Source organism: Flavobacterium sp. LHD-85, assembly GCF_030929595.1.
Taxonomy (GTDB): Bacteria; Bacteroidota; Bacteroidia; order Flavobacteriales; family Flavobacteriaceae; genus Flavobacterium.
Genome location: NZ_JAVFVR010000006.1, coordinates 166,479 through 182,445, shown reverse-complemented (window position 1 = coordinate 182,445; position 15,967 = coordinate 166,479). Strand labels below are relative to the sequence as shown.

The window sequence follows — 15,967 nt, the reverse complement described above, 5'->3', positions numbered from 1 at the left end:
AAGATTTTAACCTAACTTATTGATGAAGCCTGTAGTCATCTTTTGAAATTCAATTATTTTGTTTTCTAATTTTTCTGTTTTTTCTTTTGTTAGATAGTCGTTTTGACAAGCTATTAACAATTGTGTTTGTAATTCAAATGACGAGCCTAAACTAATATTCAGATAATGCTGAAAATGTTTGTTTCCTCTATTCGATCCTTCGGCAATATTCGAAGGCATTGATACAGAACATCTGTTCATCTGATTTGCTAAACTATATGTTTCTAATTTTGGAAAAGTGGAAGTTAGTTTATAGATGTCATTAGTGATCTCCATAGCTAAAATCCAAATTTTCAAATTCTTAAAATTGTGTCTCATGTTTTTTTGAGGCAAGATAAGAAGAAAAATTAAAAGTAAGTTTTTTACTACTTTTAAAAGAATATGCTTTCAGAACATTTTCATTTCAAAATTAAGTCTTGCTTCTTGCTTCTTTCCTCTCAAAAAACTACAACACCTCGTAAACCCCCGCAGAACCTTGCCCAGTCCCCACACACATTGAAACGATTCCGTATTTGTTACCTCTGCGTTTCATTTCATCGAATAACTGAACAGAAAGTTTAGCTCCAGTACATCCTAGTGGGTGACCTAAAGCAATTGCTCCACCGTTTACGTTTACGATTTCTGGGTTAATGTTCAACTCACGAGTAACTGCTAAAGCTTGAGAAGCAAAAGCCTCGTTTAATTCAATTAACTCGATATCGTTTAATGTTAAACCAGCTTGTTTTAATGCTTTCGGAATTGCTTTTACAGGACCAATACCCATAATTCTTGGTTCAACACCAGAAGAAGCAAAGTTTACCAAACGTGCAATTGGCTCAAGATTTAATTCTTTTACCATTTCTTCGCTCATGATTAAAACGAATGCAGCACCGTCACTCATTTGAGAAGAGTTACCAGCAGTTACACTTCCGTCAGCAGCAAAAACCGGTTTTAAACCTGCTAAAGCTTCTTTAGAAGTTCCAGCTCTTGGTCCTTCGTCTTTATTTACAACGTATGATTTTGTTTCTTTTTTACCATTTTCATTGATGAAAGTCTGCTCAACAGTAATTGGAACAATTTGTTTGTCAAATTTTCCTTCTGCTTGCGCTTTTAATGCTTTCATGTGAGAGTTGTAAGCAAATTCATCTTGGTCTTCTCTAGAGATTTTATATTGGTTAGCCACCGCTTCAGCAGTTAAACCCATTCCCCAGTAGTAATCTTCGTGACCTGCAGCAGCAACTTTATAATCTGGAGTTGGTTTGTAACCTCCCATCGGAATATAACTCATGCTTTCTGCACCACCAGCGATGATACAATCTGCCATTCCTGATTGGATTTTAGCTGTCGCCATTCCGATAGTTTCTAATCCAGAAGCGCAATAACGGTTTACTGTTACACCAGGAACATCTTCAACTTTTAATCCCATTAGAGAGATCAAACGTCCAACGTTTAAACCTTGTTCTGCTTCCGGCATGGCATTTCCAACCATAACGTCGTCGATACGTTTTTTATCGAAATTAGGCAGTTCGTCCATCATAAACTGAATGGTTTCTGCAGCTAATTCATCAGGTCTTTTAAATCTAAAAACACCTTTTGGAGCTTTTCCAACTGCTGTTCTATATGCTTTTACTATATATGCTGTTTTCATTTGTTTTTGTTTTTTTAAAGATTTATAGAAGCAAGAGCCAAGAGAAAAGACAAAACTTTATTTTGAAATCTTGCTTCTTGTATCTTTCATCTACTTTTCTAATTACGAAGTGGTTTTCCTTTAGTCAACATGTATTGAATTCTCTCTAAAGTCTTACGCTCAGTACATAAACTCAAGAAAGCTTCACGTTCGATATCTAATAAATATTGTTCAGATACTAAAGTAGCTTCAGATAAATCACCACCCGCCATTACGTAAGCCAGTTTGTTAGCGATTTTCTTGTCGTGCTCAGAAATGTATTTTCCAGCCTGCATTTGATCTGTTCCAACTAAAAACATACCCAAAGCTTGTTTTCCTAGAACTTTAATATCATTTCTTCTGATAGGCTGTGTATAACCAGCTTCTGCCATTAACAATGCATGTTTTTTAGCTTCAGCAATCTGACGATCTTTGTTTACTACGATAATGTCTTTTCCATGTTGAAGAAGTCCAGTATCAAAAGCTTCGTAACCAGAAGTCGAAACTTTAGCCATAGCGATTGTTAAGAAATACTCTTGAAGAACATTCAATTCCACATCGTTTTTGCGGAATAAATCTGAAGCTCTTAAAGTCATTTCTTTAGAACCACCACCACCAGGGATAACTCCAACACCAAACTCAACTAATCCCATGTAAGTTTCTGCAGCAGCAACCACTTTATCAGCGTGTAAGCTCATTTCACATCCACCTCCAAAAGTCATTCCGTGAGGCGCTACAACAACTGGAATAGAAGAGTAACGAACACGCATCATTGTGTCTTGGAACAATTTGATTGCCATGTTCAATTCGTCGTATTCCTGCTCAACCGCCATCATGAAAATCATTCCGATATTAGCTCCAACAGAGAAATTTGCTGCTTGGTTACCAATAACTAAACCTTGATATTCTTTTTCAGATAAGTCGATTGCTTTATTGATAGCTTGTAGAACGTCACCACCAATTGTATTCATTTTAGACTGGAATTCTAAGTTCAAAATTCCATCTCCTAAATCCTGAATGATTGCACCGCTATTGCTCCAAACTTTTTTGCTTTCGCGAATGTTGTTTAGAATAATGAATGAATCTTGTCCAGGAACTTTAACTTGTGATTTTGTTGGAATGTTATAGAAATAAGTTGCTCCTTCTTTTACAGTATAGAAACTGTCGCTTCCAGAAGCCAGCATTTCAGTAACCCATGCAGCAGGGGCTAAACCTTCGGCTTTCATGATTTCAATTCCTTTGGCAACACCAATTGCGTCCCAAATTTCGAATGGACCATTTTCCCATCCAAAACCAGCTTTCATGGCGTCATCAATTTTGTATAATTCGTCTGAGATTTCAGGAACTCTGTTTGACACATAAGCAAACATTCCAGCGAAACTCTTACGGTAGAATTCTCCCGCTTTGTCTGTTCCTTTCACTAAAACTTTAAAACGATTGATTGGTTTATCAATAGTTTTTGTTAGTTCAAGCGTAGCAAAATTTGCTTTTTTCGCAGTGCGATATTCTAATGTATTTAAGTCTAAAGAAAGAATATCTTTATCTACTTTTTTATAAAAACCTTGTCCAGTTTTGCTTCCTAACCAGTTATTTTCCATCATTTTGTTGATGAAATCAGGAAGTTTGAACAATTCGTGTTGTTCGTCGTTCGGACAGTTTTCGTAAATACCATTAGCAACGTGTACCAAAGTATCCAATCCAACAACGTCAACCGTACGGAAAGTAGCCGATTTTGGACGACCAATTACTGGTCCAGTCAATTTATCAACTTCTTCAATTGTTAATCCCATTTCTTTTACCAAGTGGAATAAACTTTGGATTCCGTAAATCCCAATTCTGTTTCCAATAAACGCCGGAGTATCTTTAGCAACAACCGAAGTTTTTCCTAAGAATTTAGAACCGTATTCGTTTAAGAAATCCAATACTTCAGTAGAAGTTTTCGGGCCAGGAATAATTTCAAATAATTTTAAGTAACGCGCAGGGTTAAAAAAGTGAGTTCCGCAGAAGTGCTGTTGGAAATCTTCGCTTCTTCCTTCACTCATAAAGTGAATTGGAATACCAGAAGTGTTTGAAGTAACTAAAGTTCCCGGTTTACGGAATTTCTCGATTTGTTCAAAAACCAATTTTTTGATATCCAAACGCTCTACAACAACCTCAATAATCCAATCAACATTGGCAATTTTTGCCATATCATCAGTCGTATTTCCAGTTGTAATTCGGTTTGCGAATTTCTGACTGTAAATAGGAGATGGTTTTGATTTTAATGAATTCGCCAAATGTTCGTTTACCACACGGTTGCGAACGGCTTTACTTTCAAGTGTTAATCCTTTTTTAGCTTCAGCTTCGGTCAGTTCACGCGGTACAATGTCCAGAAGTAAAACTTCGACACCAATGTTAGCAAAATGACAAGCTATACCTGAACCCATAATTCCGGATCCAATTACAGCAACTTTTTTAATTGTGCGTTTCATATTTGTTACTATTTGTTTTATTAGGAGAAAATAAATGCCTTTAAAAACTATTTATCTTCTGTGTTTTCTGTTTGATTAAATATGTTTTTATCATGAATCAGTTCATTGATAATTTCAGAAACTTCGATAAAATGATTCAGTTTTTCTTCTGAAACATGTTTTCTAACGGTTTCATTAAACTTTAGAACTGTATTTTTAGATAAATCTCTTTTTTCTTTTCCAAAATCGGTAAGGTAAATCAAAACACCTCTACCGTCACTTGGATTTTTTTTGCGAACAATTAGACCTTTTTCTTCCATAGATTTTAAGGTTCTTGTTAAGCTGGTGGCTTCCATACCCATTCTTGGGCCAAGAGCCGTTGACGGAGTTCCTTCTTCCTTGTCCATACTTAAAAGAGCAAATCCTGTCGCCATTGTTGCGTCGTATTTAGCAGCTTCTTCATTATACATTCTTGAAACAGCTTGCCAAGTCGCTCTTAAAATATAATCTATCGTTTTGTCTTTCATAGGTAACTATATCGATTTCAAATATAATTAAAAAATACTATGCATGCATATAATTTTTTAATAATTTTTTGGTTAGTTATAAAATATCCCTGATTTAGAGGGTTTTGGTTGTTTATTTTAAGTGTAATATACTATTCTTTTTTTAGATTTTAACATTTTTAATGCTGTAAAAATCCTTTTTTAGTTTTTAAAACGCATTTAATTCTGTATTCTGTAAAAAATTATGCATTTATTTCAGTTGATTTTTCAGAATCGTAGCGCGAAATAGCATCCTGAAGTATCTTTTTCATACGATTTCTCAGACCTTCTGGCCTTAAAATTTCCAGACAGCTTCCAAAACCTAATAAAAGCCTTTCCATTTCGTAGTTGGGTATTACATATATATGTATAATAACACTTCCGTCTTCATTTTCCTTAATTAATCGCTGAGAAGTATGCAAAGGTTTTGTGAGTATATAAGGCGCATTCGAAGCATCAACCCATAATTCAATTCGTCTTGCATTCAATCCTGAATTTACCGTAACGCCTATTACATCTTTATAATAAATGTCGGCATCAAAATCTTCTTCTAAGTATGGATGATTAAAATCATAATCAATCGAAATGATTCTGTCCAAAGCCAAATTGGTAATCGGTTGTGAGGCTTTTTTCTTTCCGACTAAAAACCAACGATTATTAAATTCCTTTAATATAAAAGGATGAAAATGGAATTTAGTTTCTTCAGCAGATTTAAAAGATTTATAAGTAATTATCAGCACCATTTTCTTGATAATCGCCTGATAGATTTCGTCCAGATAATGCAACCCCTTTAATTTTTCATTTTTATCCAAATAAATTACGGGTTTGGTATGCGATTTTTCGGCGTAGATTTTATCTTCCAATCGCTGTAGAATATCCGACACATCATTAAATAAAGAGAAATCTTTAAATTGTTTCAACATCGAAACCGTTTCTGTCAAAACATTCATATCCGTCTCCGTCAACGGAATATCGGTTATAGAAAAATCTTCGTCTTCATATTTATAATACTTTTTATCGTAAACCACGATTGGCGCATTATAACCGAGTTTCTCACTGCGCATCAGCTGAATATCCATTTGAATAGTTCGCTTGCTGATTGGGTTTTGTCGTCCTTCATATTCAGATAAAGCCTCAGAACATTCTTCGATAAGATCTTCTAATGTCCATTGTCTGTATTTATTTTGCAGACATTTATCAATTGTTTTGTATCGGATTAAGGCGTTTTTGTTTTGTGACATTGCTTTGTGTGTTTTTTGCTCGCAAAGTCACGAAGACGCAAAGTTTTTTAATTTAATGATTATTAAGATTTGTTTCACGCAGATTAAAAATGATTTAGGCAGATTCAGCAGATTATTTTAAAAATAAAATCTTTTTAGATCTGCTCAAATCTGTAAAATCTGCGTGAAACAAAAAACCTTGCGTCTTCGCGTCTTTGCGAGATTCAATTTTTAGCTTAATAACTTTATTTCTTTCTCAATATTAGCTCGAGCTTTTTCTTCATACAAACCTCTAAATTCATCAGTCTGAAAAATAAACTCATTCTCCAGAAAATGCTTCAACGCTTTTGCACGCCCAGGTTTATATAAAAAATCAGGATAAATGCGGTATTCTTTTCTAATTTGTTCAAAATAGATTTTATAATCATCCCAATCTTTAGCAAGGATTTTCAAATCAAAATCGATTAACCAATTTATATCTTCAATTGCATTTTGCTGATGTTGTTGCGTTGCGCAGATCGCGTCAAAAACCAAGTAATGATCAAATTCCGCAAACCCGATTGGTTTTTTAAACCTGTCGGGTTTAACATCTGTAAAAATAGATACAGCAAACTCGGCGCTTTTGAGTTCGTTATCTTTTTTAGAAGCCGAATACACAAAATCATGATAGAAAATAGAAAATAATATTTCATTCGGGTTTTCAAGTTTATCACGATAAATTTCAAAAAGGGCAATCATTTCTTTTAAGTGCGTGAGATTATGGTAATGTCTTGATTTTTTGGAATATGCCTTTTCTAGATCCAACCAGTTTTGCTGAATGTCATTTGCTGAAAAGCCAATATTAGAGAGTAATTCAGAATATATTTCCTTTAAATTCATCTTGTGTTTTTGTTTTATCTATTAAAAGCTCCAGAGGAGCGAAATATTTATAGCTAATTTATAAGACCCAACCATAAAGCTCCAGCGGAGCGACACCTTCAAATTTTATATTTCATCAATACATATGTCACCCCGCTGGAGCTTTTGAAATGGATCCTGAAAAATAGTTATAAAGATTTTGTCTCTCTGGGACTCTTTTTTTCTAATCTAGAAATATCTATAAATATGCCATCCCTCTGGGATTTATGCGCTTTTTTCAAATTAATATTTACTCAAATTTAAAATTCTTTTTTTACTGCGCAAAATAATTGCGTAGTGGTTTTGAAATCTTTGCTCAAGAAATAAAACAATAACCATTGTCTAATTTTAAAAACCAGAAATTATGAAATTCAATTTTTTAGCAAAAGAGAAAAACAATATAGTTAATCACGAAAATGCACCGGCTTTTTCTTTAACATCAGAATACGAATTATACGCAGCAGTTGTAACAACAAGCTTAAGTGCTTCATTTTATGAAAAAGATACAACTCGTTTAGAGCGAATCAAAAACTTGATTAAAAAATGTAATCCAGTATTTGTTGCAAAATTGGCAGTTTATGCCCGCAACGAAATGCATATGCGTTCAGTGCCATTAGTTTTGGTTGTAGAATTGGCTAAAATTTATTCTGGCGATTCATTAATCAGTAAAATGATAATCAATGTAATTCAGCGTGCAGATGAAATCACAGAATTATTGGCTTATTATCAAATGGCAAACGAACGAAATGGCGTTAAGAAATTAAACCGTTTATCAAAACAAATCCAAAAAGGTTTAGCGGTTTCATTCAATAAATTTGACGAATACCAATTCGCAAAATACAATCGTGATGGCGTGGTTAAATTAAAAGATGCTTTGTTTTTGGTTCATCCGAAAGCAAAAGACGAAGCGCAACAAATCATTTTTAATAAAGTTGTGAGTAACACTTTGCAAACGCCATATACTTGGGAAACTGAGTTGTCGCAATTAGGTCAGATAAAGTTTTATAACGAATTTGAAAAACAAAAAGCATTTACTCAAAAATGGGAAGAATTGATTGATAGCGGTAAAATAGGTTACATGGCTTTGTTGCGTAACTTACGAAATATCTTAGAAGCGAATGTTTCTGGTTTTCATATCCAAAAAGTATGCGATTATCTTTCTAACGAAAAAGCAGTCGCAAACTCAAAACAATTGCCTTTCCGATTTTTAGCCGCTTATCGTGAAGTGAAAGATTTGAATTTCAAATACACTTCAATGGTTTTAGATGCCTTGGAAGATGCTGTTATGGCGAGTTCACAAAACATAAAAGGTTTTGATGTAAACACATCGGTCGTAATTGCTTGTGACGTTTCGGGTTCAATGCAACAGCCAATTTCACCAAAAAGTAAAGTATTGCTTTATGATATCGGTTTGATGTTGGGTATGTTAATGCAAAGCCGTTGTAAAAATGTGGTAAGCGGTATGTTTGGTGATCGTTGGAAAATAATCAATATGCCAAAACGAAGCATATTGGCCAACGTCAACGAATATTACAAACGTGAAGGTGAAGTGGGTTACGCTACAAATGGTCATTTGGTTTTGGAAGATTTAATCGCCCGAAAAGAAATTGTAGACAAAGTAATGTTGTTTACAGACGTTCAAATGTGGAATAACGCGTACACAAAAGACTCATTTGCAAATTCATGGAATCGATATAAAAGTATCGCACCAAATGCAAAATTGTATTTGTTTGATTTGGCTGGTTACGGTCAGTCGCCAATAAACATAGAAAAAAACGATGTATATTTAATAGCCGGCTGGTCAGATAAAGTGTTTGATGTTTTGAATGCTTTAGAGGATAAAAACAGCGCTTTGAATTACATTAATCGAATAGAATTGTAAACTTTCAATCTACTGCGCAAAATAATTGCGCAGTATGATTTGAATATTTGTAAAAGAAATAAGTTCATTGAAAATAAGAATAAAAAGCAAGTGTCGTAGATAAGTGTTACTTCGTTGTTAACGACGTTGTCGCGGGTTCGAGCCCTGCCACTTCCGCAAGAAAAAAATATAAAAGGAAGTGTAGCTCAGTGGTAGAGCACGTAAATTTCACTAATCGTTTGTTGCCTTGTTTTAAAAATAAAAAAGAATGTCGTAAATAAGAGTTACTTCGTCTCAAATTTGGGGAGGAATAGCGAAGTTGTAAAATCAGCAAGGTTATCCAGTTCGACTCTGGCAAGACAAGCCCCGTTTCTCTTATTGCTTTTTACTTCTTTTTAAAACTGAAAAATGTCGTGTATGAGAGCTACTTCGTTTAGGTTGAATATTAACTCTTATAAATTATTACTTTTTCAAAAAATAAGATGCCGTCTATAAAGCGCTACTTCGCGGCATGATAATATTAGGTTCGAATCCTAAAAGTCGCTTATAGAATATTGCTCTTAAAAAAGAGTGTCGTCAGGAAATGGTTACTTCGTTCCAAGAAAATTAGACCATTCCTAAGTGTTACCTCTTTTAAAAATTATGAATTAAAAAAAGAAAATAGAATAAAGAGAATAGAGTATAGATTTTGAGACTTTGGAAAAGTCTATTTTCTATGATCTTTTTTCTATACTCTTTTAAAAAAAAAACAAAACAAATGAAAACACAAATAAACGGAACAGATATATTAGAATTAGGATTCCCAGAAGGAAAAATAATCGGAATCGCATTAAAAATAAACAGCAAAAGAAACGGATTCACAAGAGATGAAATGATTGCAAATTTCAAAAACGTCTTAGAAACTCCAGAGAATTATATCGACGATAAAATCTTCAGCAAACTGGCTGTGGCTTTAATCGAAAAATCGAATGAAAAACCAGAAGATTTCATCGCTTTAAATCAGAATCCGAATGCATATTCGGCTTACGGATTAGATCATATCGAAGACGGAGCCAGAAAACAAATGGAAGTTGCCATGAAATTGCCTGTTACGGTTGCTGGAGCTTTAATGCCAGACGCGCACCAAGGTTACGGATTACCGATTGGCGGAGTTCTAGCTACAAAAAATGCCATTATTCCGTATGGTGTTGGAGTTGATATTGGGTGTAGAATGGCGTTGTCGGTTTATGATATTCCAGAAGATTTTTACTTTGAAAACGAAGCTAAATTCAAAAAAGAATTAATTGCCAATTCTATTTTTGGAGCAGGTCACGGATTTCACGGTCAGTACAAATCAGATCATGCGGTTTTGGAGAACGAGACTTTTAATATGAATCCATTTGTGAAGAACTTGAAAGATAAAGCTTGGTCGCAATTAGGATCTTCGGGTGGTGGAAATCACTTTGTGGAATTCGGAATCATGGAATTTGCGCAAGACGATGCGGTTCTAAATATCCCAAAAGGAAAATACGTCGCATTGTTAACGCATTCCGGTTCACGTGGAATGGGAGCAACCATTGCTGGACATTATACTAAAATAGCCAAATACGAGTGCAGACTTCCAGAAGTAGCCAAAAACTTAGCGTATTTGGATATGAACTCACAATTAGGACAAGAATATTGGTTGGCGATGAATTTGGCGGGAGATTACGCGTCGGCTTGTCACGAGATTATCCATAACAAAATGGAACGCGCTCTAGGTGCAACAATTTTAGCCAAAGTCGAAAACCACCATAATTTTGCCTGGAAAGAAATCTGGAACGGCGAAGAAGTGATTGTACATAGAAAAGGAGCAACCCCAGCCGGAAAAGGCGTTATGGGAATCATTCCGGGAAGTATGACCGCACCGGGATTTTTGGTGAGAGGAAAAGGCGAGGAGAACGCCATCAATTCGGCTTCGCATGGAGCAGGAAGACAAATGAGCAGAACCCAAGCCATAAAAAACATTACGCAAACCGAAATGAAATTGATCCTGAGAGATCATGGCGTTACGCTTATCGGAGCAGGTCTAGACGAAGCCCCAATGGCATATAAAGATATCAATCAGGTGATGGAAGCGCAGAAAGATTTAGTGGATGTTGTAGCGAAGTTTACTCCAAAATTGGTGAGAATGGCGGATGACGGAAGCCGTGAGGATTGAGAAGAAGCAAGAGGCAAGAAGGAAGATTTTTGAGATTTCTTTAATTAGTGAGAATGGCGGATGACGGGAGCAGGGAGGATTGAGAAGAAGCAAGAGGCAAGAGGCAAGATTTTTGAGATTTCTTTCTTTAGTCGAAATGAAAAACTTTGAGGGTAAAGATTTTTTCACGCAGATTTAAAAAGATTTAAGCAGATGCTCGGAGATTATTTATAAAAATCATTTTAAATCTGCCATAATCTGCAAAATCTGCGTGAAACAAAAAAACTTAGCGACTCTGCGAGATTAATAAAATAATAACCAACACAAAGAATAAAAAAAACTTTGTGTCTTAGTGCCTTCGTGGCAAAAAAACAAAAAATATGACTTACATAGATATCGGAATTAATTTGACCAACAAACAATTCCAAAACGACATAGACGATGTCGTACAAGACGCGCTCGATGCCGATGTATCGCAAATGATACTCACGGGCACATGCGTACGAAATAGTGAAGAATCTGCAAAGATTGCGAGGCAGTATCCGGGCGTGTTGTACGCTACGGCGGGAATACACCCGCATGATGCTAAGAGTTTTGATGCGCAGAGTATTTCGAAACTCAGGAAATTATTAGAACTGAAACACGTAGTTTCGGTTGGCGAATGCGGACTCGATTTTGATCGTGACTTTTCGCCCCGAAACAAACAGGAAGAATGTTATAAAGCTCAATTAGAATTGGCGATTGAAGTACAGAAACCTTTGTTTTTGCACGAAAGAAGCGCTTTTAGTTCTTTTATGAATATTACCAAAGACTATTTACCGCAATTGCCCAAAGCTGTTGTGCATTGTTTTACGGGAACGTTGCAAGAAGCCAAAACCTATCTTGATAACGGATTTTATCTGGGTTTTACGGGAGCGATTTCAGATGCCAAACGTTTCAGTCCTTTAAAAGAAGTCATTCAGTACGTACCGCTCGACCGAATGATGATTGAAACCGATGCGCCGTTTATGCTTCCTAAAAATGTACCGAACAGCATTTTAAAGAAATACCACGAACGCCGTTGCGAACCTGCTTTTCTGCCTTTCGTTGCTGGAACAATTGCACAGTTTAAAGGAATTACTTTAGCTAAAGTAGCGGAGGAAACGACTCGGAATTCTAAGAGCTTTTTTGGGATTTAAATAGTATTATAAAGATTATTCGTTGGCTTTTAAATCAGGGGTTTGTACTTGTTTTGAGGGCTTTTTGTTTATATATATTTGGAGATGTTAATACTCTATAAAACTATAGCGATTACGGAAAAACGTAAGAAGTCTAAAAAAATATTATTAATCTTTGAAATAGTATTTAAACTAAGAACATAATGGAAAGCCGATAAGATTAAATAATAAAATATTTTTTAAAGAAAAAATGAAATAAATTGATTTGCTATGATTACAAATATTAAGCTTAAAGGAATATCAAGTTATAAGAATGAAGTCATGATTGATGATTTGAAAAAGGTTAATTTCTTTTTTGGTAAAAATGGCTCGGGAAAATCGACAATTGCTAAGTTTTTATATAATTTATCTTTAGAAGAGATTTTAAGATCTACTGATTTTAATAATTGTAGTCAAACAGGATATTTAGATGACAATTATGATATATTAGTTTTTGATGAAAAGTTTACAGAGAAAAATTTCATTAAAAAAGATATTCAAAATGGAATTTTTTCTCTTAATCAAGGTAATGAGACAATTGATACATTAATTGAAAATGAAAATATCTTTTTGCAACAAAATATAGATTATCTTAAAGATATTTTACAACCAAAAAAAGATAAAATTACTCAAGATGATAAAGTCAATTTTGATAAATTAAAAAAAGAATGTTTCGAAGATAGAAAGAATGCACTTCAATTTTTTTTAAAAATAAAGGATTCATTTCCTTATAAGCAAATACAGAATAATTTTGATAAAATCTTAAATGTTTTATCGAATCCTTTGAGCAATGATAATATTACTTTCGAAGATTTAATAGATGCTTATAAAAGATATTTTGACAATGAATTTGTAAAAATAAATTCAAATATATCTAGAGAATTATATTCTAAAATCCGAAAGCAAGAAGTAGAGTTGAATAAACTCTTAAATGAAGTGATTATTGGTAATAATGATGTAGATATTGCAAAAATGATTAATGATTTGGGAATTCGAAATTGGGTTTCGACAGGAATTTCATTTTTGAAGCAAGATGAAGATTTACAAATTTGCCCTTTTTGTCAGAAGGAAACTGTTGACGCAGAATTAATTGATAAGTTTGAAAATTATTTTGATGAGAATTATAAAAATAAAATATCCGAATTAGAAAAGTTAAAGACAGATTATATTTCAAATACATCACTTTTTTTGCAGGAATTAAAAAGCATTTTAGGTGAATTTAATGAAAAAAATATTGTGTCTAATTTGTATGATTCAATAAAAACCTTTTTTGATGAAAATATAGAACAAATAGATTTAAAGATTAAGGATTCTAATGTTAGAAAAGAAATAAAATCATTAGTTAATTTTAAAATTGAGATTTCTAATATCAAAAAAATAATTAAAAAGCATAACGACGATTTTAATAACATAGATTCAAATAGAAAGCAATTTGAGATAGATTTGTGGTGTTATCTTGCACGAGAAAGCAGAGAAAAAATAAATCAATACCATATAGAAAAGTATAATTGTGCAATTGATTATTTTTTTGAACTTAATGCCGAAAATTATATTAATTCTTTAATTTCAGAATCAAAAGAAAAAATTGAACAATGGAAAACTGAAACAGTAACTACTCAAGAAGCAATATCTAATATAAATACAATTTTAGTCAATAGCGGTTTTGATGGTTTTTTAATTGATGAAAAAGAGAAGGTAAATAACATTTCTCAGTACTATTTGAAAAGAATTGATGATGAAAACTCAAATAATGTATTTAAAACGTTGAGTGAAGGTGAAAAAAACTTTATATCATTTTTATATTTTTATCAGTTATGTTTAGGAACAGATAACATTGATAGAAGTTCAAAAAAGAAGATTATTGTAATTGATGATCCTGTATCAAGTCTTGATAGTCAAGTTTTATTTATTGTTACAACGTTAATTCACCAGTTAATTGCCAAAAAGGGGAATAAGCCTGATCATAAAATTTTAAGAAACTCAAATATTCAACAAGTTTTTATAATGTCTCATAATCTTTATTTTTTTAAAGAGGTTTCGTCTGACTTTAGACCTATTTGTTATGATAAAACCTTTTTTCAAATAACTAAAACGAAGAACGAAAGTAGCATAATTTGTACAGGTGATAAAAACGAAATTTTAAATGATTATACATTACTATGGAATTCCTTAAAGACATTCAAGGAAAAAAATGATAGTGAACTAAATGTTTCTCTTTGTAATATAATGAGGAGGATTTTAGAGAGTTATGCTAATTTTACGAGGTTAGGAAAAGATTCTTGGGGAACATTATCTAACATTTCTATTACTGACCCGAGGTATTATATTTGTAGTGCCTTAATTTCTGAGATAAATGATGGAAGTCATAAAGTTTCTCCGTTAGATGAAATGTTTTATCAAAGAATTATAAACGAAGTTCCTGAAAACTTATTCAATGCATTCGAAATGATTTTTAGAGAAATAGCAGAGCCTCATTATGAAGCTATGATGAATTAAAAGCTAGTTTTGCTTTGAGCAAGAAATTATACTATGGATTGTAATTTTTATCTTTGGACAAGTGATATAGTAAAAATAATAAAATTATAAGTTTTTTCTTTCTTTTTAAATAAAAGTATATCTTTGTAAAGTCAAAATACTATACAAGGAGAAATCCGAAACTTAAATTTTAAGTTAACATAACGAGCCCTCATTCACGTTGCTGGAGCTAGTGATAGCCCTAATTCCACTCCTTGTAGTGTTTTGACACAACCGAAGATGAGGGCTTCGTGCGTTTAAATATTTTCGAAAATGTCAAAAGAAAATCAAAAACCAACACATCGTGATGTAGTGCCATCCGTAATTAATTTCCTTTCAGACGAATTGTTTGAGGGAGATTACAAAGAACAGCCCCTGTATTTGCAGGAAATCTTCGAGCTTTTAATGCATACAGAGTTTGGCGACGATATCAATTTAAGGCAAAAAATACTGAGCTGTTTAAGAACCAGCCGAAATCTGGCAGAAGCCTTATCGCCATTTTCAGAGAAGCAGATTTATAAGGCTTGTAGTAGCAATCGTAAATTATCTCAATAAAAACTCAAATCCCGACAATGTCTATTTGTCGGGATTTTTTTTGGTGATCGGTTTGTAATTTTATAAGAAATAAATTTCTGCACATAATAATAGTTTGCACAATCTTGTCATTTCGAGGAACGAGAAATCGCACGCGGGATTCGACACAGATTGGGTTTTACTTTGTGGAGTTTCTAGTGTGATTTCTCGTTCCTCGAAATGACAAACTAGACTAAAAATAGTTATGCTAAAGAGTTTTTTCAAATATTTTTTTTAACATTAAAAAGACATTATTTTAAGCAAAAATCGCTTTAAAAATCTTACATTACGGCTTCAAATTAAAAGCCGATAAAGATGAATATAAGCATCTCAGTTAAACAATTAGGAAAAAAACATCCGCTACTTCAGGAAAAAAGTATCCCTCTGGATATAGAAAATCCTGTCATTACTACACAAAAACTCATAGAATCGATTGTTGATCATCAGGTACAATTGTTCCGTTCTTCATCTTTTGAGTTTGAAGACGAAGACAAAATCCATCTTCCCAAAGAAAATTATTTGCCCATTCTTACCGATACCGGAAAAGTAGGTTTTGGCGCGCTGTACAATCACAATCAAGTAGATTTGGCCAAAGCGCAGGAAAATGCCATTGTAGCTTTCGAAGACGGAATGTACGCTGTTTTCTACGGAGACGATCAGCTGGAAACGCTAACCGAACAAGTCGATTTATCTCAAAATAAAAACCTCACTTTTATCAGGCTGACTTTCTTGGCGGGAAGCTACTGGTGATTAAATTCCAAAAATTAAATTCCAAATTCCAAATCTTTAGGTGAAATCCTTCGACTTCGCTCAGGAGGGCAAACAAGGATTAAATTTCAAAAAATAAAACCCAAATTCCAAAATCAGTT

General features: G+C 33.5%; 12 protein-coding genes. 6 read left to right on the top strand and 6 right to left on the bottom strand.

Annotated elements, in window-relative coordinates:
• Positions 1 to 6: 6 nt before the first annotated feature.
• The 6 genes from RB618_RS12455 to RB618_RS12430 form a co-directional block, all read right to left on the bottom strand.
• Positions 7 to 357: a four helix bundle protein gene (locus RB618_RS12455; protein ID WP_308069017.1), complete on the bottom strand. Its 351-nt coding sequence runs from the start codon at positions 355 to 357 to the stop codon at positions 7 to 9.
• 127 nt (positions 358 to 484) lie between these two features.
• Positions 485 to 1,666 (bottom strand): acetyl-CoA C-acyltransferase, encoded by a 1,182-nt coding sequence (locus RB618_RS12450; RefSeq protein ID WP_198856475.1) that lies wholly within the window; start codon positions 1,664 to 1,666, stop codon positions 485 to 487.
• Positions 1,667 to 1,764: 98 nt separating this feature from the next.
• Positions 1,765 to 4,155: a 3-hydroxyacyl-CoA dehydrogenase/enoyl-CoA hydratase family protein gene (locus RB618_RS12445; RefSeq protein WP_308069016.1), complete on the bottom strand. Its 2,391-nt coding sequence runs from the start codon at positions 4,153 to 4,155 to the stop codon at positions 1,765 to 1,767.
• 47 nt (positions 4,156 to 4,202) lie between these two features.
• Positions 4,203 to 4,661, bottom strand: a complete 459-nt coding sequence (locus RB618_RS12440) for a MarR family transcriptional regulator (RefSeq protein ID WP_308069015.1) — start codon at positions 4,659 to 4,661, stop codon at positions 4,203 to 4,205.
• A 221-nt stretch (positions 4,662 to 4,882) separates the two neighbouring features.
• Positions 4,883 to 5,920, bottom strand: a complete 1,038-nt coding sequence (locus RB618_RS12435; RefSeq protein ID WP_308069014.1) for a WYL domain-containing protein — start codon at positions 5,918 to 5,920, stop codon at positions 4,883 to 4,885.
• A 210-nt stretch (positions 5,921 to 6,130) separates the two neighbouring features.
• The gene (locus RB618_RS12430) at positions 6,131 to 6,778 is read right to left on the bottom strand and encodes a hypothetical protein (RefSeq protein ID WP_308069013.1); all 648 of its coding nucleotides are present in this window, start codon (positions 6,776 to 6,778) and stop codon (positions 6,131 to 6,133) included.
• 382 nt (positions 6,779 to 7,160) lie between these two features.
• On the opposite strand from RB618_RS12430, the gene RB618_RS12425 reads away from it, so the two are divergent.
• The 6 genes from RB618_RS12425 to RB618_RS12400 all read left to right on the top strand — a co-directional run bounded on the left by RB618_RS12425 (position 7,161) and on the right by RB618_RS12400 (position 15,848).
• A complete protein-coding gene (locus tag RB618_RS12425; RefSeq protein ID WP_308069012.1) occupies positions 7,161 to 8,678 on the top strand; it encodes a TROVE domain-containing protein in 1,518 nt (505 codons plus the stop codon).
• Between the two features lie 736 nt (positions 8,679 to 9,414).
• On the top strand, positions 9,415 to 10,836 hold the full coding sequence (locus RB618_RS12420) for an RtcB family protein (RefSeq protein ID WP_308069011.1): 1,422 nt from the start codon (positions 9,415 to 9,417) through the stop codon (positions 10,834 to 10,836).
• Positions 10,837 to 11,195: 359 nt separating this feature from the next.
• A complete protein-coding gene (locus RB618_RS12415; protein WP_308069010.1) occupies positions 11,196 to 11,993 on the top strand; it encodes a TatD family hydrolase in 798 nt (265 codons plus the stop codon).
• Positions 11,994 to 12,242: 249 nt separating this feature from the next.
• On the top strand, positions 12,243 to 14,507 hold the full coding sequence (locus RB618_RS12410; RefSeq protein WP_308069009.1) for an AAA family ATPase: 2,265 nt from the start codon (positions 12,243 to 12,245) through the stop codon (positions 14,505 to 14,507).
• A gap of 291 nt (positions 14,508 to 14,798) precedes the next feature.
• Complete coding sequence (locus RB618_RS12405) at positions 14,799 to 15,080, top strand: hypothetical protein (protein WP_308069008.1); 282 nt, start codon at positions 14,799 to 14,801, stop codon at positions 15,078 to 15,080.
• 333 nt (positions 15,081 to 15,413) lie between these two features.
• Complete coding sequence (locus RB618_RS12400; RefSeq protein WP_308069007.1) at positions 15,414 to 15,848, top strand: hypothetical protein; 435 nt, start codon at positions 15,414 to 15,416, stop codon at positions 15,846 to 15,848.
• Positions 15,849 to 15,967 lie beyond the last annotated feature (119 nt).